Source organism: Aromatoleum toluclasticum ATCC 700605 (assembly GCF_000378245.1).
Taxonomy (GTDB): domain Bacteria; phylum Pseudomonadota; class Gammaproteobacteria; order Burkholderiales; family Rhodocyclaceae; genus Aromatoleum; species Aromatoleum toluclasticum.
Map to the genome: position 1 here is coordinate 15,070 of NZ_KB899498.1, position 19,028 is coordinate 34,097.

Sequence of the window (19,028 nt, forward strand, 5' to 3'; positions counted from 1 at the left end):
CGCCACTTGCAGCTCGCGCTCGGTGAGCAGTCCGTGCTTTGCCCGCGCCAGACCGATCTGCACGCGGCGAGTGCGGCGGGTTCGCGCCCCAGCTATTGCCGTTCACACGTACGCATTGAGCAAATCACTGCTCAACGGTTTTTCGATGACGGCGAAGGTGCGAGCCTGCACCGCGTGAACGGTGGCGGGAATGTTCGCGTTGCGGGTGTAGATATTGACAGGCAGGTGGGATCCTCGCTGTTTGAGCCAGTCTTGCATTTCGCGCCCACCGACTGCAGCTTTCGCGGGCGGGGATCGCAGGGATCTGTTATGAGTGCGGGAGGGGCAGTCGAGACCGGCTCCCCCGTCCGCCATCCGGCAGAAGACGGGGCTGAGCAACGCGCTCGAGTGTTGCTACGCATTGAAAATGGCTATGTCACCGGTAAGTGTTGAACTGCCGGCGCCGAGAGCTATATTTTTATATAGTTATTAGGCGCGGAGAGGCAGCGATGAGAACGGTAGAGTTCGAACGCGTGTTGAAGCTGTTGGGGCAGTTGTCACCCCGTCAGCGGAGCAGGGTCGTTGAAGTCCTGAGGCGACCGCATGATGGCGACCAAGCGGCAGCGCACCTTCAAGCGTGCTTTGAATCGAGCCCGAAATGCCCGCACTGCGGGCATTCGCGGCTGCATCGACATGGCCAGGCACACGGTCTTCAGCGTTATCGCTGCCAGAGCTGTGGCAAGACCTTCAATGCTTTGACTGGCACCCCATTGGCGCGGTTACGACACAAATCGAAGTGGCTGACCTATCTGCAAGCGATGCTGACTTCGCAGACGGTACGCCAGGCAGCCAAGAATACCGCGGTACACCGCAACACAAGTTTCCGTTGGCGTCACCGCTTCCTGGCCTGGATTAAGAACGACCGCCCCTCACATTTGCATGGCATCACCGAAGCGGACGAGACTTACTTTCTCGAGTCACAGAAAGGGGCCCGGAAACTGCCTCGACCGCCCCGCAAGCGCGGCGGAGCCGCAACCAAACGAGGGCTATCGAACGAACAGGTGTGCGTGCTCGTCGCGCGAGACCGAACCGGACAAACGCTGGACTTCGTGACAGGAAGAGGGCCCGTCAGCAAAGCCCAACTGCGCCAATGCCTGCCGCCGGTCCTCGATGCAGACGTATTGCTGGTCAGCGATGCCAATGCAAGCTACCGGTACTTCGCCAAAGACGTCGGCATCAGCCATGAGTCCGTCAATTTGTCAGCCAGCATGCGCGTCAAAGGCGCGTTCCACGTGCAGAACGTCAACGCCTACCACAGCCGACTACGGCAATGGATTGAGCGCTTCCACGGCGTCGCTACCCATTACTTGCCGAACTATCTCGGATGGCGGCACGCCCTCGACGCTCACCGCCTTCCTACGTCCGAAGCAATGCTGCTTGCCGCCATCGGGAGATTTCCACATTTAGCGGTGACATAGCCTTGAAAATTGACCCTCCGGGGGGTCAAAATTCAATGCGCGCGGACAGTTCAACACGTCAGAGGTTTCGCTGGCGCCCCGTGAGGCGTGGAGTCGCAGATGACACAGAGATCGCCGCGAATCCTGGACGAAAAACGGTGAAATGATCAGCGCTCGTTGAATTTCATTGCTCACACGGACGGATGTGGCGCAAAATTCAACGATCGTTTATTTTCCGGAGGGGCGATGCGACCCCGAGACGTTAGTATCTGCTCGGTCGCCGATCTGGGGAAGATCGTTCGGGCCGTTCGCAAGGAGTCGGGGTTGACTCAGCGCGATGCCGCAGCGCTGTGCAATGTCAGTCTGCCCTTTCTAAACGGCCTGGAGCAAGGAAAACCTACGGTCCAGATCGGAAAAGTGTTGGTCGTCTGTAGTCGCTTCGGCATCGAGTTCAGGCTGCGGCTGCCGGGTGAAACAGAATGAGCGCGTTGGTCGTTCTAGCCAACGGCGCTCGGGTCGGAACCCTCGAGATCGAGGGCGGGCGGTGGACGTTTCGCTACGCGAGCGAGTGGGCGGCCTTCGCGCTGTCGCCGAATTTCCCGATCGCCACCCGGGAATTCAAGGATTCGGCGCCTGCCAAGTCAGTCGAATGGTTCTTCGAGAACCTCCTGCCCGAAGGCCGTTTGCGAGAGTTGATTGCCGTCCGGGATCGGATTGATCCGCGGGATACGTGGGCACTCCTGTTGCGGCATGGACAGGACACCGCGGGGGCGCTTTCACTGATGCCAGAAGGCGTCGGGGAGCCGGGCGAGGAAATCCTGCTGCCCCTGTCGCCGGAAGCGCTGCAGGAAAAGATCCTCGCCTCCCGGGCGCGCAATCTGCCGCTGATGGCTTCCTGGGACGAAATCCGGATGTCCCTGGCCGGTGCCCAGGAAAAACTGGGGCTACGCATCGACGCGAACGGCGCGATGTTCCTGCCCGAAGGTTCGGCACCCTCGACCCACATCGTCAAACCCGAGAACGCCAGCGCGGACTTTCCCTTTTGTCCCGCCAACGAATTCTTCTGCATGCGCCTCGCCCGGGCATTGCAGGTTCCGGTACCGCCGGTCGGCTTGCTGCACCTTCCCGAGCCGCTCTATGTCATCGAGCGCTTCGACCGGGAACTACAGGCAGGGCAAGGGGCGAAGGAAGCCAGCCAGGCCGTCCGGCGGGCTCATCAGATCGACCTGTGCCAGGCCTTGGGGGTGGCGCCGTCGAAAAAGTACGAGAGCGAGGGGGGACTGGGGCTGCAGCAGTTGTTCGGCGTATTCCGGGGCGCCTTCATCGAACGTCCGATCGTGGCGGTCAACGCCGTGATCCAATGGGTTGTTTTCAACTACCTGATCGGCAATCTGGACGCCCACGCCAAGAACATCGCCTTTCTGATGCGCGGGCACAAGGCGGCGGTCGCGCCGTTTTACGACATGCTGTGCGTGGAGGCGTATCTGCCGCGGCAGACCATGGCCATGGCGATTGCCGGTGAGAACAAGCCGGGTTGGGTGGAGGGGGCACACTGGGATGCGATGGCCTACGAGGCCGACGTTGCGCCGAGACTAGTCCGCGGCGTCCTGTCGCGTATCAGCACCGGCTTGCCGGAGGCCATCGCCAACGTGATCGGCGACGAACGGATATTGCCGGTCGAACGGGAGTTCCTGAGAGAGAAAGTGCTGCCCGTCATCGAGGAACGAAGAGGTTTCGTTGCCGAGGTGCTCAAGTCTCGACCGACGACACTCAGCGAACTGCTGACTCGGCGGGAGGTCGATCCGGCTGTGCGGGAGCGTCTGGCCGCGCGTCCATAATCGTTCTTGAAGGGTGGCCACGTCGAGGCCCCGCGCTCCGTCGTTCTGCCAGACACCACCCCAACTCCGCGTGAGCCCTCAGGCGGCGAACCGGACTGCGACGAGTTCATCGTCGCGAGGGCCGAGCGGAACATCCCGACCATTACGAAGCCGTTGAAGGGGGGCGCTGATTGGGAATGCTGCCTTCCATGGTGGCTCAGATGAATTCCTCGATCGCACGCAAAGAACTCCGCGTCGCACGCCTTCGTGCGGTCGCCGTGCCCGTGCCGGCTGCCTCCGACGACCGATTGCCCGGGGCAACGGCAAGTTTGAGCTTGTGACTGGGGTGAAACACCACCACGCGGCGCGCGCTGATGAGCGCGGTTTCGCCCGTTTTCGGATTTCGTCCGGGACGGGCGCGCTTTTCACGCAGTTGAAAGCTGCCAAAGCCCGACAACTTCACCTCCTGCCCGCTGACAAGTGCGCCGGCAATCTCCTCGAAGAACGCTTCGACCATTTCGGCGGCTTCTCGCTTGTTGAGACCGATGGCGGCGGCGATGTCTTGGATGAGGTCAGCTTTGGTGAGGGTCATGGGGGGCGACTTGCGCGACATGGAGGGATGTTGCTGAGAGCATAGTAATGGATGCATTCGGCAGCTGCAGCAAGCACCGCCTCGCCGACGGCGAGAAGGTTTGAGCGACGGGAGACGGCGCAGCGAACCCGGACGTGCCGCCTCTCGGGTAGCCGATGATTACAGGCGACGTATAGCCGTTCAAGACGCCTTCGACGCGTTTGCGGCGCAACGGGTGAGTAAGGCGAGTCAGACGGTAATTGTGCCCGGTGCCGGCCGATTGGCTGGTGGCTTTGCCGCGGAAGGGAGGGCAGGGGAGCAAGGTGCGCCCGAATGAACCGTTTAATGTCAAAGTTCCTCGGAGGATATTGCGGTGGAATCTTGAAGGCCCGCATTCGGCCGAGGCTATGACCGCGAGCATGACGAGTACGTCTGCCCGGCGGGCGAGGGCCTGATCTGGCGTTATACGAGCGTTGAGACCGGACTGACGATGCACCGTTACTGGAGCTCACACTGTCCGCGTTGCCCCATAAAAGCCAAATGCACGCCTGGTGATTATCGACGCGTCAGCCGCCGGGCGCATGAGGAAGAGCTCGAGGTCATGCTGGCCCGTCTAGACGAGGCGCCCGACAGCATGCGTATTCGGCGCCGGACGGTTGAGCATCCCTTCGGTACTCTGAAGACATGGATGGGCGAGACGCATTTCCTGACCAAGGGCCTCGAACGCGTCAGAACCGAGATGAGCCTGCACGTGCTCGCGTACAACCTGAAGCGGGTGATGAATCTGATGGGAAACGAGGCACTGATGGCGGCGATGAAGGCCTGAGCGGGTCTTCTTGCCGCCGATCAGCGCTGACTTACTGCGTTCAAGTCAATGACTGCCGCGGCCGCGCGTCGGAGCGACTGATTCTCGTTGCATCGGCAACCGTTTTTACACGACCTCGGCCTAAATCGGCCAGTCATTCACGCTCCGCAGCTGACATTCGAGTGACTGCTTCAGTTGGCAAGCAGGCTGACAAACGACCGAGAACCTTGGACTGCGGACATAGACGTCAGCGAAATTCCCCGGTATTGCCCCCGACATCGACGCGGTGGGCATTGATTCCCATTGCTGACACGGCAGGAACATTCAGCCCGCATTCAGTTCGCTCCGTTCAGGATTGCGCCACGGTCACCAGAAAGAGGCCGCAACCCCAAGGAACAGGAGAAACCACCATGCGCACGAACACACTCATCGTCACCTTCACCCTCGGCGCCGGTCTGCTGGCGGGCGGAATCATCGTGCCGGCGCTCGCTGCAAGCAATGCGACCGGTACCGGCTCGGCCCAATGGCTGACACCGCACGAAGTCCAGCTCAAGGTTGAAGCCTTGGGCTACCGCGACCTCACGAAACTTGAACGCGAGAAGGACAAGTACGAGATCAAGGCCACCAACGCGGACGGCCGCTTGGTGGCGATCGATGTCGATCCCGTCACGGGGGTCGTCCTCAAGACCGAAGCGAAGCGTGACAAGGACACCAGCGCCAAGCCCACCACGGGATTAACGCTGCACCAGGCGCAGGTCAAGGTCGAAGCGATGGGATATCGAGACCTCAAGGAGATCGAGCGCGATGGTGACAAGTTCGAGGTTACGGCCACCGATAGGGAGGGACGTTTGGTGGAACTCGACGTCGCCCCCGTCACCGGTGAGGTCATCAAAACCGAGGTCAAGCGCAACAACTGAGCCTCTACCCGAGGGGAGCGCCGCCCACGCCGGCGCTCCTGCCGTTATCCCGCCTAAAGAGGGTATCCGATGGTCTTCATCCTCTCCTCGTTCATTGCCCTTCTCACCCTCGCCTGGGGGCTCGCCGCGAGTGTCGACGGCGACGGCAGCGCGTCGCTACCATGGCTGATCCGCGACCAGGCGCTCTATCTCAGCGGAGTGCTGGGCATAGGCCTAATGTCGCTGGCAATGGCACTGGCCACCCGGCCGGCGGTACTCGAACGCCCGCTAGGCGGGATGGACCGCATCTTTCGCCTGCACAAGTGGGCCGGCATTCTCGCCGCAGTCTTCGCGGCGCTGCACTGGCTCATCGAGATGTCCGACGACGTGCTCGAATCCGTCTTTAGCGAGGCCGGCCAGGTCCCCGAGGCGCACTTTGGCGCGTTACTGGAAAGCCTGCGCGATGCCGGCGACGAATTGGGCGAATTCGCGATCTACTTCGTACTGGGAATGATCGTCCTGAGCCTTTGGAAGCGCTTCCCGTACAAATTCTGGCGCCATCTCCATCGCGCAATGCCGGTGCTGTACCTGATGCTCGCGTTCCACGCCGCGGTGCTCGCGCCGCCGGAATACTGGAGCAATGCGGTCGGATGGTTGATGGCGGCCCTGATCGCGGCCGGCTCCGCGGCATCGATCCTGGCGCTGACCGGACGTATCGGCCGGGATCGGCGCGCAATGGGCGTGGTTGCGTCCGTCTCGTCCCCGGCCCCCGACATCACCGAGGTGACCTGTCGTCTCGACGCCGGATGGAACGGTCACCGTGCGGGCCAGTTCGCCTTCGTCGGTTTCGACCGCATCGAAGGAGCGCATCCCTTCACCATTGCCAGCGCCGACCGCGGCGACCAGACGGTGACTTTCCAGATCAAGGCGCTGGGCGACTACACGCGTCGCTTGGCGACACGTATTGCGGTCGGGCAGCCTGTCACCGTCGAAGGGCCATACGGACGTTTCCTGCTCGAGCGCCATGATCGGAACGCGCGCCAAATCTGGATCGCCGGCGGGATCGGCATCACGCCTTTCCTGTCATGGCTGGATGCCCTACGCGCCGCCCCCGACTCGGCACCGCAAGTGGAGCTTCACTACAGCACGCGCAACGCCTCGCGCGACCCCTTCGTGGAACGGCTGCAGCGGCTTTGCGCGAGACTTCCCATGGTTCAGCTTCATATTCACGATACCTCGGTCGGCGCGACCCTGACATCGGAGGAGTTGGCCGCGTCACAGCCGAAAGCGGGACGCACCGAAGTGTGGTTCTGCGGGCCGAGGCTATTTGGCGATCAGCTGGAGGCCGGGCTGGCTGCAATCTGGGGCAGGCGCCTGAGATTTCGTCGGGAGGCCTTCGAGATGCGATGAAAACGGCTAGGGATGGGCAGTCCGGCCTTCTGATTGATGATCGTCTTCTTAGTGTTCAAGGGAGCAATATGAGCAGCGAAAAATCGGGGACTGAAGTGCAAAAGCTCAAGACCCTGCTTCAATATCAGGACAAAGCAGTCGTGAGCCGAATGCTGGTCAAGAATTCTGCAGGCAATGTCACCTTGTTTGCCTTCGACGGCAATGAGGGCCTAAGCGAACATACGGCGCCGTTCGATGCCTTGGTCATTGGCATCGAGGGTAGCGCCGAAATTCCGATCGCAGGTGTCGTCCATACGGTGGGCGAAGGCGATGCGCTACTCATGCCGGCCGGCGTGCCTCACGCAGTGCATCCCGTCGACGGGTTCAAGATGCTGTTGATAATGATCCGGGGCGAATAGAAACATGTCCTCGCCTTCAATTACGGGAGGACATCACTCAGTTCGTCTTCATCGTCCTCTTGCTTTCGCAATTGTTTCCGTGGGGGATACAAGATTGTGAGCCATGCACGGCTTATCGACGCTCGTCAGCGCTCCTATCATGGAGGCATCCGCTGCTAGTCAGATGCGTCAGCATGTCCGCAAGAAATGAGGAAAATATGCCAGAATCAAATATCGTCCTAAGTGAAATCGACTTCGTACGCCTGATGGCGATGCAACCGCCCCCCACCCTGCGCGCTGAACTGGAGCGCGCAATTGTCATCCCTACGGAATCGGTGCAAACGGACGTCGTCACGATGAACGCCCGGGTTCATTACCGCGACGAGAAAGCAGGGCTCGACCGTGAGGTGCGGATTGTGTTCCCCGACGAGGCAGACATTGCCCAAGGGAAGGTTTCCGTCCTGGCGCCGGTCGGCGCGGCACTCATCGGCCTCAGCGTGGGTCAGGCTATTGACTGGGACTTTCCCGATGGCACTGAGCGCCGCCTGACCGTCATCGCGGTCGATCAGGCCGCGACCACGAGCGAGGCGACATCAACCCGTCAGCACTGAACGGGGCGGTGTGCCGGGCGAGGCATTGAGCTTGCTCGAATAGGGACGGCGAGTTTTTGGAACGTCTGCGATCGACATGCTTTGCGCCGAGGTTCTCCTGGCGTCACGGTGCAAAAGGGAGCTTCGCCGCGAGTCGTCCGGGTCAGGGGCTGCTGATCCGCAGGGGGGACGCAGGCAATCCGGGGTGATCGCCTGCCCTGAAATACCTTCTGACCCCCTGCGCTCGTCAAACGGAGACGAGCACATCGCATTGCGATTCGGCCAGGACATGCTTGGTGACGCTGCCGAGGAAAAACTCGTCGAGCATGCTTTGGCCGTGTTTGCCCATCACGATCAGATCGCAGTCGGCTTCCTGCTCCTGTTCGATGATGTGTGTCGAGGGGGAGCCTTGCTGCACGACGATGTGTGCCTCGTATGGCGGCAGTCCGGCCTGCTCGCTCAATGCCTTCAGATTCTGAATCGCTTCCTGCCTGGCTTGCCTGCGATAGCCACTGATGACTTCGTCCTCTACACCGGCATACCGTAGATGGCCTTCGAACGGCAAGTCGAAAGCATGGAGCAGGACGAGCCGCGCCTGTGGCGCAACGAGCCGGGCATTGGCGATCGCTTGCACGGACGAGGGGGAGAAATCGACCGGCACGAGCACCGTCCGATAGGGTTCATGCGCAGCCTGCTTCACCACCAGCATCGGACATTTCGCGCGGCTAAGCATCCGCTCGGCCGTCGAGCCCAAAAGGATATGCCGCACGAAACTCTCGCCACGCGCGCCGCAAACGATAAGTTCCGCTTTGGATGCTTCGACCGCCCGCGCCAATTCTGCAAGCAGGGAGCCGAACGCGACATGTGCAGCCGCCGAGAGGCCATAGTGATTTTGCAGGCTGCCGACAAGGTCATGCAGCCGTGCCTCCGCAGTCTCGAGCACCCGTTGTTTCAACTCGTCCGCCGAATTGCCCATGAGGTGGCGGAGCCGGTCCAGCGGGGCGAGATCGGCCACATGCAGCACGTCCAGCGCTGCTCCCGTTTCCCTGCTCACCAGTGCTGCCCGCTCGACAGCGTGGCGAGCCGGCGCGGAAAGATCGGTCGCAGCAAGCAGGCGTTTCAGTTTCAACATGGTCGTCGTCCTCTCCATTCATATGCTGTGCGCGTCTCGACGCTTGCGCCGCCCGGTGCGAAATGCATATTCCGCGGGCCTGGGAGGTCTATGCATGCATCAGTATAGTATTGCTACAAATATTCTTCGCTTTCGCGTCTGTCCAGGCCGTGCGAGGAAATACCTGGAGACTGCGCATTGATGAGCGACCGTCACGTGGATCATACCCGGCCTCCAGATTGGCATGCACTCACGCGGGGCGAGGTCGAACAGGCCCTGCAAACCGGGCCGGATGGCCTGCTGCCAGATGAAGTGCAGCGTCGGCTCGCGCACTACGGCCCGAATCGGCTCGCCCCGCCGGCCCGACGCGGCCCGCTCCTGCGCCTGGCTATGCAGTTTCACAATATTCTGCTGTATGTAATGCTCGGCGCGGCCGTCATCACGGCGGCGCTTGGGCATTGGGTCGATACCGGGGTGTTGCTCGGCGCGGTGGTGATCAACGTGATCATCGGCTTCATCCAGGAAGGCAAGGCCGAAGCGGCACTCGACGCAATCCGCGCGATGCTGTCCGCGCATGCAGTGGTGATCCGCGGCGGCAATCGTCAGGAGATCGACGCGGCCGATCTCGTCCCCGGCGACTGGGTGGCCTTGACCTCCGGTGACCGCATTCCAGCGGACGTACGCCTCGTGTCGGTCAGGGAACTGCGAATCGAGGAAGCCGCGCTGACGGGCGAATCCCTGCCGATCGACAAGGGGGCGGAAGCCGTCGCCGCAGACGCTCCACTCGGTGATCGCTACGACATGGCCTACTCGGGAACCTTCGTCGTCTACGGCCAGGCGACCGGGATCGTGGTGGCGACCGGGGGCGCGACCGAACTGGGACGGATCAATCAGATGCTGGCGGGCATCGAGCAAATGTCGACGCCTCTGTTGCGCCAGATCGAACGCTTCGGCCGCATGCTGGCACTCGTCATCCTCGGCCTGTCTGCGGCAACCTTCGTGCTCGGCACGCTGTGGCGTGACCATGCCCCGGCCGAGATGTTCATGATGGTCGTCGCGCTCGCCGCCTCGGCCATTCCGGAGGGTTTGCCGGCGATCATGACCGTGACTCTCGCGCTCGGTGTGCAGCGCATGGCCCGGCACAAGGCCATCGTGCGCCGGCTTCCAGCCGTGGAGACGCTGGGTTCGGTGACGGTGATCTGCTCGGACAAGACCGGGACGCTGACGCGCAACGAAATGACGGTGCAGCGCTTCGTCTGCGGCGGTCACGTGTTCGACGTCGGCGGGGTCGGTTACGCACCAGTCGGAGACTTCAGCGTCGACGGCCGGATCATCGATATCGCCCACTACCCCGCGCTGCAAATGGCGATGCGAGCAGGCGTGCTGTGCAACGACGCGCGTCTGCGCGAGCAGGACGATCTTTGGTCGATCGAAGGCGACCCGACCGAAGGCGCCTTGCTCGTTGCGGGACACAAGGGGGGCTTTACCCAGCACGCCGGGGATACGGCGTGGCCGCGGGTCGATTCGATTCCGTTCGAGTCGCAACATCGCTTCATGGCGACCTGGCACTGCGATCCGGACGGCGACTCGTGGATCTTCGTCAAGGGAGCCCCCGAACGGATTCTCGACATGTGCGAATCCCAGTTGGACCACGATGGCCTGCGGTCGCTGGATGTCGATTACTGGCGAAGGATGGCGACCGACACGGCGGCACAGGGTTTGCGGCTTCTCGCCCTGGCGTGCAAGCGCGCTGCGCCGGCCGGCGACAGTCTGGAATTTGCCGACGTCGAGGACGGCTACGTGCTGGTCGCGCTGGCAGGCATCATCGATCCCCCGCGCGAGGAAGCGATCGCGGCGGTGAGCGAATGCCACCGTGCCGGCATCCGTGTGAAGATGATTACCGGCGACCACGGTGAGACGGCGCGCGCCATCGGTGCCCAACTGGGCATTGGCGTCGGAAAGCCGTTCATCACCGGAGCGGAAATTGCCATCATGGATGACGCCGCATTGCGGCGGGTGGCGATGGAAGTCGATGTGTTCGCACGGGCCAGCCCCGAGCACAAGCTGCGCCTCGTGCAGGCCCTGCAGGACGACGGACAGGTGGTCTCGATGACCGGGGACGGCGTGAACGATGCCCCCGCGCTCAAACGCGCCGACGTCGGCGTGGCGATGGGCCTCAAGGGTACCGAAGCGGCCAAGGAAGCGTCCGACATGGTGCTCGCCGACGACAATTTCGCCACCATCGCGCGAGCGGTCCGCGAGGGCCGCGCCGTCTATGACAACCTGAAAAAATTCATCCTGTTCATGCTGCCCACCAACGGCGGTGAGGCCCTCGTGGTGATTGCCGCCATCCTGTTCGAGCTGGCATTGCCGCTGACGCCGGCACAGGTGCTGTGGATCAACATGGTCACTTCCTCGACGCTCGGGCTGGCGCTGGCATTCGAGCCGGCCGAGGGCGACGTCATGAAGCGCCATCCGCGACCACCGAGCCAGGCCCTGCTGTCGGGCTTCTTCGTCTGGCGGGTGCTGATGGTTTCGGTGCTGATGATGGCCGGTGCGCTGGGACTCTTCCTGTGGGAACTGGCGGATGGCACGAGTCTGGAAACGGCGCGCACGATGGCCGTCAATGCGGTGGTCGCGGCCGAGATGTTCTACCTGATCAACAGTCGCCATATCCTCGCGCCGGTCACGAATCGGGAGGGGCTGACCGGAAATGCTTATGTGCTGCTAGCGATCGCCGCCTGCATTCCCTTGCAGATCGCCTACACCCATGCTCCTTTCATGCATGGCATCTTCGACTCGACAGATCTCACGCCGCAGGAGTGGTCCAAGGTGGTTGCGGCCGGTCTGCTGGTTTTTGCCGTGGCGGAGCTGGAGAAGCTCGTCATCCGCAGTACCGGCCTCGCGACACGCCTTGTGCGCGCGTGACCGGACATCCTCTAGGGAGAGACGACCGTGACGCATGAGACCGCGATTCACCCCCCCGACCGACCGCCCGCTCGTCTTCTCCTGGCGACCGACCTCGGCGCGCGCTGTGACCGGGCGCTCGACCGGAGCGCCCAGCTCGCCCGTGAGTGGCAGGCGGAGCTCATTGCCTTGAATGTCCTCGATCCATCGGTGTGTGCGGATCAGACGCATGCATGGATCAGCGGCGCAACCGACGATCAACTGATGAGTGTCGCCGAGCGGCAACTCAGCCGCGACCTGTCCGGGATGAAGATGCCGGTGAAGATCCGGATCGTGCAGGGACGGGAGCCCGACACCGCGATCCGAGAAACAGCCACCGCAGTCGGTGCCGACCTCGTCGTGACCGCGGTCGCTCGTCAGGAAACATTCGGGCGCGTGCTGCTCGGGACCACCAACGAGCGCCTCGCCCGCTCCCTGAAGCCTGCCCTGCTGGTCGTTCGCGGCCGTGCGCAGGGTCCCTACCAACGCATCCTCGTGGCAACCGACTTTTCCGAAATGTCGCGGCACGCCTTGCTCACTGCGGCGGCGTTCTTTCCCGGTCGCGACCTGACGCTTTACCACGCTTACACACCGCCGATGTCCGGTCCGGGCACGACTGCGTCGATCGGCGTAACTTCCCGGCAGATCGCGCTCGCGGAGTGCGGGGAGTTCGTTCAGGAAACGCGGCTTTCCGAGGGTACGCTTATGCATCCGGTAGTCGAATGCGGCAGGATCCCGATCAAGCTCGCGCGTTACGTACGCGACAATGACATTGATCTCGTCGTGATAGGCGGTCATTCCCACGGGGGCATCATGAGCATGCTGTTGGGCAGTACCGCTGCGAAGTTGCTCGAATTCCTGCCCTGCGACACGCTGTTGGTGCAATCGCGCCATGTCGCAGTGTAGATTGAACCGGCGCCGCACCCCGTGGAGGCGGCGGCCCTGTATTGCCGGCCGGTCAGCCCGCACTGACTGGCCGGCCCCACACCCTGGTCATGACGGATGTTGCTTGCTTCACTGATTCTCGTTCCATTTGCCGGCAGTGTGCTGGCGGCACTGATGCCGGAAAATGCCCGTAACCGCGAGGCATGGCTGGCGTTCGCCGTCGCGGCCGGCGGGCTGCTCGTCACCGGTCTGCTGTACCCCGCCGTTGCTGCCGGAACGGTGCTGCGCGAAGAGCTCGCCTGGCTGCCGTCGCACGGACTCAATCTCGTGCTGCGCGTGGATGGGCTGGCCTGGGTATTCACTCTGCTGATTCTCCTCATCGGCCTGCTGGTGGTGCTGTACGCGCGCTACTACATGTCGCCGAAGGACCCGGTGCCGCGCTTCTTCTCCTTTCTGCTGGCCTTCATGGGCTCGATGCTGGGCGTGGTGCTGTCCGGCAACCTGGTGCAGCTGGTGGTGTTCTGGGAACTCACCAGCCTGACCTCGTTCCTGCTGATCGGGTACTGGCATCACCGCTCGGATGCCCGGCGGGGGGCACGCATGGCGTTCACCGTGACCGCCACCGGCGGATTGTGCCTGCTGGCCGGCGTGCTCGTGCTCGGCCACATCGTCGGCAGCTACGATCTGGACACCGCACTGGCGGCCGGGCCGCTCATCCGTTCGCACGAGTTGTACCGCGTCGCACTGGTGCTCGTCGCCTTGGGCGCGCTGACCAAGAGCGCGCAGTTCCCCTTCCATTTCTGGCTGCCGCACGCGATGGCCGCGCCGACGCCCGTATCCTCGTATCTGCATTCGGCCACGATGGTGAAGGCCGGCGTGTTCCTGCTCGTGCGGCTGTGGCCCGCGCTCGCGGGCACGGCGGAGTGGAACTGGATCATCGGCGGTGCAGGCGTGTGCACGCTGCTGATCGGTGCCTTCATCGCGATCTTCCAGCACGACCTGAAGGGCCTGCTCGCCTATTCGACGATCAGCCACCTCGGCCTCATCACGGTGCTGATCGGCATCGGCACGCCGCTGGCGATCGTCGCGGCCATCTTCCACATCCTCAATCACGCGACCTTCAAGGCTTCGCTGTTCATGACCGCCGGCATCATCGACCATGAAACCGGGACCCGCGACCTGCGCGTCCTGCGCGGACTGCGACGCCAGTTGCCGGTCACTGCGGCGCTGGCGATCGTATCCAGCGCGGCCATGGCCGGCGTGCCCCTGCTGAACGGCTTCCTGTCCAAGGAGATGTTCTTCGCGGAAACGGCGCTGGTGGGCGGCGACGAGAACTGGTGGATGTCTGTTGCAGCCGTGGCGATGGGCATGTTCAGCGTGGCGTATTCGCTGCGCTTCATCTCGATTTTCTTCGGCACGCCCACGAGCGATTTCCCGCGCGACCCCCATGAGCCGCCGCGCTGGATGCGCTTTCCCGTGGAGTTGCTGGTAGTCCTGTGCCTGATCGTCGGCATCGTGCCGGGCGTGAGCATCGGGCCCTTCCTGCAACTGGCGGTCACCGCAACACTCGGGCCGAACACGCCGGCATACGACCTCACGCCCTGGCACGGCGTGAACCTGCCCCTGCTGCTGAGTACGATCGCCTTCAGCGGTGGCGTCATGCTGTACGTCGTGCTGCGCCGCTACTTCAATCTGCGACAGCGTGAACAGGTTCCGGTGATCCACCGTTTCAGCGGCGCACAGGCCTACGAAACCTCGATGATGGTCCTGACCCGCTCGGCCCAATGGCTGTTGCAACGCATCGGCACCACGCGCCTGCAGCCACAGCTGCTGATGATGATGCTCGCGATGCTGATCGTTCCCCCCTTGCTCGTCGGCATGCCCGTCGCCTGGACGGAAATCCCGCTGCACGAACCCGACCCGCTGTTCGCGGCCCTCTGGGCCATCGGCTGCGCGTGCGCAGTCGCCGGGGCGTGGATGGCGAAGTATCACCGGCTCGCGGCCCTCATCCTCATCGGTGGCACGGGCATCGTGACGGCGGCCACCTTCCTGTGGCTTTCTGCGCCCGACCTGGCGCTGACGCAGCTGATGGTCGAAACGGTCACCACCGTGCTGATCCTGCTCGGCCTGCGCTGGTTGCCGCCGCGCATCGAACCCAAGATACTCCAGCTCACGATTCCGCGCCGCGTATGGATGCGCCGTTCGCGTGACATGCTGATCGCAGTCGCCGGCGGCCTGGGGATGGCACTGCTGACCTATGCGGTGCTCGTGCACCCGCCCCCCGAAACGATAGCGGACTTCTTCCTGCTGCGCGCATTGAGCGAAGGCGGCGGAAGCAACGTCGTCAACGTGCTGCTGGTCGATTTCCGCAGCTTCGACACGCTGGGCGAAGTGACGGTGCTCTCGATCGTCGCCCTCACGGTCTATGCCTTGCTGCGACGCTTCCGCCCCGCCGCGGACAGCGCCGAGATCCCCGCGCAGCAGAAGAACGCGGCCGACCCCGCGAGCAGGCAGACCACGGCCGAACAGGCCGACAGCGGTTATCTTCAGGTACCCGGAATCTATCTGCGCATGCTGCTGCCCTTCATCGGCGTGATCGCGGTCTACTTCTTCATGCGCGGGCACAATCTCCCGGGTGGAGGCTTCGTGGCGGGCCTGATCTTCGCGGTGGCGATCCTGGTGCAATACATGCTGGCGGGCACCGTGTGGGTGGAGAGCCACCTGCAACTGCGCCCGCACCGCTGGCTGGGCGCCGGGTTGCTGATCGCCCTGGCGACGGGCCTCGGCGCATGGGCCTTCGGCCACCCCTTCCTGACGACGCATACGGCGCATGTCGATTGGCCGCTGCTGGGCGAACTGCACCTGCCCAGCGCCTTCGTATTCGACCTGGGCGTGTTCGCGGTCGTCGTGGGCACGACGATGCTGATGCTGGTGGCGCTGGCGCACCAATCCTTGCGCGCGCGCCGCTTGCCGGGTGATGGCGGGCCGGACGACGCGGGAGTCGGGCAGGGGAGGGAGGTCTGATGGAGATCGTGTTCGCCATCGCCGTCGGCGTCACCTTCGGGTCCGGCATCTGGCTGATCCTGCGTCCGCGCACCTTCCAGCTCATCACCGGCCTGCTGCTGATGTCCTACGCCGTCAACCTGTTCATTTTCGGCATGGGGCGCTTGTGGGTGGATCGGCCGCCGATCACACCTCACGCGGCGGTCGATCCGGCGCAGTTTGCCGACCCGCTGCCGCAAGGCCTGGTGCTGACGGCGATCGTGATTGGCTTTGCGACCACTGCGCTGTATCTGGTGATGATGATCGGCGCCCGCGGGCTGACCGGAAGCGACCACGTGGATGGCGAGGAGCCACGCGAATGAGCGCTCTTCCGTGGCTGGATCATCTGATCGTGCTCCCGATCCTCCTGCCGCTCCTCGCAGGGGCGTTGCTGATCCCGGTCAACCACAAGCATCACCGCATCAAGTTCGGCTGCGCCGCGGTGGTCAGCGTGCTGCTATGGCTGGTCGCGGTGGCCCTGCTGCTTCTTGTGGATGCCGAGCACTGGCCGAAGGGAATTGGCGTGTATTTCGCCGCCAATTGGGCCGCGCCCTTCGGCATCGCGCTGATGGTCGACCGCCTGGCCGCGCTGATGCTGGTGCTGACGGCGACCATCGCCCTGGCGGTGCTGGTTTTTTCCGCGCAGCGCTGGAGCCGGGTCGGCGTGCATTTCCATTCCCTGTTCCTCTTCCTGCTGATGGGGCTCAACGGCGCCTTCCTGACCAACGACCTGTTCAACCTGTTCGTGTTCTTCGAGGTGATGCTGGCCGCGTCCTACGGCCTGTTGCTGCATGGCTACAACCTGAACCGCATTCGGGCCGGCATGCAGTACATCGCCGTCAACCTGGTCGCCTCCTTGATGTTCCTGATCGGCGTGGCGCTGATCTACGCCGCGTCGGGCACGCTCAATATCCCCGACCTGGCCGCGCGGGTGCCCGCGCTGAGGCCGGAGGACGCCTACCTGCTGGGCGTCGGGGCGAGCGTGCTCGCGCTGGCCTTCCTGACCAAGGGCGCGATGTGGCCGCTCGGATTCTGGTTGCCCGGCGCCTACTCCTCGGCATGCCCGCCCGTGGCGGCGATGCTGGTCGTGATGACCAAGGTCGGCGTGTATGCGGTGCTGCGCGTATGGATGGCCGTGTTCGGCGATTCGGCCGGAGCCCTCGCCGGTTTCGGCTTCCAGGCGCTGATCATCGGCGGCATGGCCACGCTCGTGTTCGGCACCTGTGGCATGCTCGCCAGCCAGGGCGGGGCGCGCATGGCCGGCTACGGCGCGATCGTCTCCTCGGGCACGCTGCTGGCCGTGATCGGGCAGTCCGGCGGCGCAGTACTCGCGGCAGGGCTGTATTACCTGGTGGGTGCGACGCTGGCGATGTCGGCCTTCATGCTCCTGCTCGAACTCACCGAACGCATACGTCCGCCGGGCGCATCCCTGCTGGCCGTGACGATGGAGGCGTTTGCGATCAACGACAAGCCGGAGGATCCGGTGGGCGTCGTGATCCCCGGCACCCTTGCCTTCCTCGGGCTGGGCTTCGTCGCGTGTGCGCTGGTCATCAGCGGGATGCCGCCGCTGTCGGGCTTCGTCGCCAAGTTCAGCCTGTTCCATGCCTTGCTCGATGCCTCACCGCCCGGACAAGGCGGCGTGACGGCGACGACATGGCTGCTGATCGCGCTGGTCGTGGTCGCAGGCCTGGCGGCGATCATCGCGCTGATGCGGCTGGGTGTGCGGACGTTCTGGGCCTCGGGAGCCGTGACCCCGCCCAGCTTGCTCGCCTCGGAGGCCGCGCCGGTCACCGCCCTGATCGTGCTGTGCGTGCTCCTCACGACCCATGCCGGCCCGACCTTCGACTACCTGAACCGGACGGTGGCCGGCCTGACGCGGGTTGCCGATTACAACGAACGCGTGCTCGGCCAATCGCCCGTGATTCGACCGCTGCCGGTGGAGACGACGCGATGAGCCGCTGGTTCCCCTCGCCGATGTTGTCGATCGGCCTGCTGCTGACGTGGCTGACGCTGGTCCAGAGCCTCGAACCGGCGCACTGGCTGCTGGGCAGCGTGCTGGCCATCCTCGCGCCGATCCTCGCGCGCCCCCTGCAACCGCACAGCTACGCGCGCATCGCCAGGCTGCCTGCATTGTTCCGACTGCTCGGAATGTCGGCCGTCGAGATCGTGCGCTCGAGCTTCAACGTCGCGCAGATCATCCTTTTCCGCCGCTCCGAGGGCGTGAATTCGCAGTTCATCCGGATACCGCTCGACCTGCGCAGCCCGCACGGCCTGGCGCTGCTGTCCTGCCTCATCAACATGACGCCGGGCACCGTATGGGTCGATCTGCTGCCCGAGCGTCACGAACTGCTGTTGCACGTGTTCGACCTGCACGACGAGCGCTGGTGGGTCGAAACGATCAAGGCAAGTTACGAGCGGCCCATCATCGAGCTGTTCGAAGCGCCGCCGAGCTCCGGACAAGGAGGAAAGGCATGACCGTCGGCACCCTGCTGTCCCTGGCGATCGGCTTCGCACTCACCTGCGTCGTGCTGGCGATGCTGCTGTGTGCCGTGCGTCTGCTCATCGGCCCGTCGGCACACGATCGCGTGCTTGCACTCGACACCCTGTGGATGTGCACCATATTGCTGGCGGTGATGCTCGGCATCCGCTACGGCAGCCAGATCTATTTCGATGCGGCCCTGATCATCGCCCTGCTCGGCTTCGTGTCGACGATCGCGCTGGCGAAGTTCCTGATGCGCGGCGAGGTGATCGAATGACTGAACTCGATGCGATGCCCTGGTGGGCAGCGGTGACGGTTTCTTTCCTGCTGGTGCTCGGCGGGCTGATCGCGCTCATCGGAACCCTCGGCCTGCTGCGCCTCAAGTCCTTCTATCAGCGCATCCATGGGCCCGCGATCACGATCACGCTGGGCACCGGCTGCATCCTGATCGCATCGATGGTGTATTTCACCGTGGCGCAGTCGCGACTGGTGATCCACGAGATCCTGATCGCCGTATTCGTGCTGATGACCGCGCCTGTGGTCACGATGCTCATCATGCGTGCCGCGGTGTATCGGACCCCGCGAACCGGCACGGAGTTCGCGGCGCAAGATGACGCCCCGAAGCAAGACCCCAAGCAAGACGAGGATGCCCGACCAACGTAG

Annotated in this window: 18 protein-coding genes and 1 pseudogene; 16 read left to right on the forward strand and 3 right to left on the reverse strand. The window is 63.6% G+C overall.

Annotated features, from left to right (window positions below; translation table 11 throughout):
* Positions 1 to 102: 102 nt before the first annotated feature.
* Positions 103 to 258 (reverse strand): response regulator transcription factor, encoded by a 156-nt coding sequence (locus F464_RS31620; protein WP_018990530.1) that lies wholly within the window; start codon positions 256 to 258, stop codon positions 103 to 105.
* 230 nt (positions 259 to 488) lie between these two features.
* Here F464_RS31620 and F464_RS0114400 point away from each other — a divergent pair, with 230 nt between their 5' ends.
* From F464_RS0114400 to F464_RS28605, 3 genes are all read left to right on the forward strand, one after another.
* The gene (locus tag F464_RS0114400) at positions 489 to 1,457 is read left to right on the forward strand and encodes an IS1595 family transposase (RefSeq protein ID WP_026296005.1); all 969 of its coding nucleotides are present in this window, start codon (positions 489 to 491) and stop codon (positions 1,455 to 1,457) included.
* 225 nt (positions 1,458 to 1,682) lie between these two features.
* On the forward strand, positions 1,683 to 1,919 hold the full coding sequence (locus F464_RS0114405; protein WP_018990532.1) for a helix-turn-helix domain-containing protein: 237 nt from the start codon (positions 1,683 to 1,685) through the stop codon (positions 1,917 to 1,919).
* Entirely contained in the window at positions 1,916 to 3,274 is a 1,359-nt protein-coding gene (locus F464_RS28605) for a HipA domain-containing protein (protein ID WP_018990533.1), read from the forward strand. Before F464_RS0114405 ends, F464_RS28605 begins: the two co-directional genes overlap by 4 nt.
* A gap of 196 nt (positions 3,275 to 3,470) precedes the next feature.
* Here the strand turns inward: F464_RS28605 and F464_RS28610 are convergent, their stop codons facing one another.
* The gene (locus F464_RS28610; protein ID WP_040395236.1) at positions 3,471 to 3,845 is read right to left on the reverse strand and encodes an integration host factor subunit alpha; all 375 of its coding nucleotides are present in this window, start codon (positions 3,843 to 3,845) and stop codon (positions 3,471 to 3,473) included.
* Positions 3,846 to 4,218: 373 nt separating this feature from the next.
* On the opposite strand from F464_RS28610, the pseudogene F464_RS30370 reads away from it, so the two are divergent.
* The 5 genes and pseudogenes from F464_RS30370 to rnk all read left to right on the forward strand — a co-directional run.
* A pseudogene (locus F464_RS30370) lies at positions 4,219 to 4,650 on the forward strand (transposase); the annotation flags it as partial.
* Positions 4,651 to 5,039: 389 nt separating this feature from the next.
* Positions 5,040 to 5,546 (forward strand): PepSY domain-containing protein, encoded by a 507-nt coding sequence (locus F464_RS30375; RefSeq protein ID WP_018990536.1) that lies wholly within the window; start codon positions 5,040 to 5,042, stop codon positions 5,544 to 5,546.
* 69 nt (positions 5,547 to 5,615) lie between these two features.
* On the forward strand, positions 5,616 to 6,935 hold the full coding sequence (locus F464_RS0114430; protein ID WP_018990537.1) for a ferredoxin reductase family protein: 1,320 nt from the start codon (positions 5,616 to 5,618) through the stop codon (positions 6,933 to 6,935).
* Positions 6,932 to 7,333 (forward strand): cupin domain-containing protein, encoded by a 402-nt coding sequence (locus F464_RS0114435; RefSeq protein ID WP_232428931.1) that lies wholly within the window; start codon positions 6,932 to 6,934, stop codon positions 7,331 to 7,333. Before F464_RS0114430 ends, F464_RS0114435 begins: the two co-directional genes overlap by 4 nt.
* Positions 7,334 to 7,506: 173 nt before the next feature.
* Positions 7,507 to 7,923 carry a nucleoside diphosphate kinase regulator gene (gene rnk, locus F464_RS0114440; RefSeq protein ID WP_232428932.1) on the forward strand — a complete coding sequence of 139 codons (417 nt, stop codon included), beginning with the start codon at positions 7,507 to 7,509 and terminating at the stop codon, positions 7,921 to 7,923.
* A 226-nt stretch (positions 7,924 to 8,149) separates the two neighbouring features.
* On the opposite strand, the gene F464_RS0114445 is transcribed toward rnk, so the two are convergent.
* Positions 8,150 to 9,034: a universal stress protein gene (locus F464_RS0114445; protein WP_018990540.1), complete on the reverse strand. Its 885-nt coding sequence runs from the start codon at positions 9,032 to 9,034 to the stop codon at positions 8,150 to 8,152.
* Between the two features lie 180 nt (positions 9,035 to 9,214).
* Here F464_RS0114445 and F464_RS0114450 point away from each other — a divergent pair, with 180 nt between their 5' ends.
* From F464_RS0114450 to mnhG, 8 genes are all read left to right on the forward strand, one after another.
* Positions 9,215 to 11,941 carry a cation-transporting P-type ATPase gene (locus tag F464_RS0114450; RefSeq protein ID WP_026296007.1) on the forward strand — a complete coding sequence of 909 codons (2,727 nt, stop codon included), beginning with the start codon at positions 9,215 to 9,217 and terminating at the stop codon, positions 11,939 to 11,941.
* Positions 11,942 to 11,968: 27 nt separating this feature from the next.
* On the forward strand, positions 11,969 to 12,865 hold the full coding sequence (locus F464_RS0114455; RefSeq protein WP_018990543.1) for a universal stress protein: 897 nt from the start codon (positions 11,969 to 11,971) through the stop codon (positions 12,863 to 12,865).
* 96 nt (positions 12,866 to 12,961) lie between these two features.
* Complete coding sequence (locus tag F464_RS0114460; RefSeq protein ID WP_026296009.1) at positions 12,962 to 15,868, forward strand: monovalent cation/H+ antiporter subunit A; 2,907 nt, start codon at positions 12,962 to 12,964, stop codon at positions 15,866 to 15,868.
* Positions 15,868 to 16,209, forward strand: a complete 342-nt coding sequence (locus F464_RS0114465; RefSeq protein ID WP_018990545.1) for a Na+/H+ antiporter subunit C — start codon at positions 15,868 to 15,870, stop codon at positions 16,207 to 16,209. The genes F464_RS0114460 and F464_RS0114465 overlap by 1 nt, the downstream gene beginning before the upstream one ends.
* Positions 16,206 to 17,840: a monovalent cation/H+ antiporter subunit D gene (locus F464_RS0114470; RefSeq protein ID WP_018990546.1), complete on the forward strand. Its 1,635-nt coding sequence runs from the start codon at positions 16,206 to 16,208 to the stop codon at positions 17,838 to 17,840. Before F464_RS0114465 ends, F464_RS0114470 begins: the two co-directional genes overlap by 4 nt.
* Positions 17,837 to 18,361, forward strand: a complete 525-nt coding sequence (locus F464_RS0114475; protein WP_018990547.1) for a Na+/H+ antiporter subunit E — start codon at positions 17,837 to 17,839, stop codon at positions 18,359 to 18,361. Before F464_RS0114470 ends, F464_RS0114475 begins: the two co-directional genes overlap by 4 nt.
* Positions 18,358 to 18,642 (forward strand): K+/H+ antiporter subunit F, encoded by a 285-nt coding sequence (locus F464_RS0114480; protein WP_018990548.1) that lies wholly within the window; start codon positions 18,358 to 18,360, stop codon positions 18,640 to 18,642. The genes F464_RS0114475 and F464_RS0114480 overlap by 4 nt, the downstream gene beginning before the upstream one ends.
* Positions 18,639 to 19,028, forward strand: a complete 390-nt coding sequence (gene mnhG / locus F464_RS28620; RefSeq protein WP_018990549.1) for a monovalent cation/H(+) antiporter subunit G — start codon at positions 18,639 to 18,641, stop codon at positions 19,026 to 19,028. Before F464_RS0114480 ends, mnhG begins: the two co-directional genes overlap by 4 nt.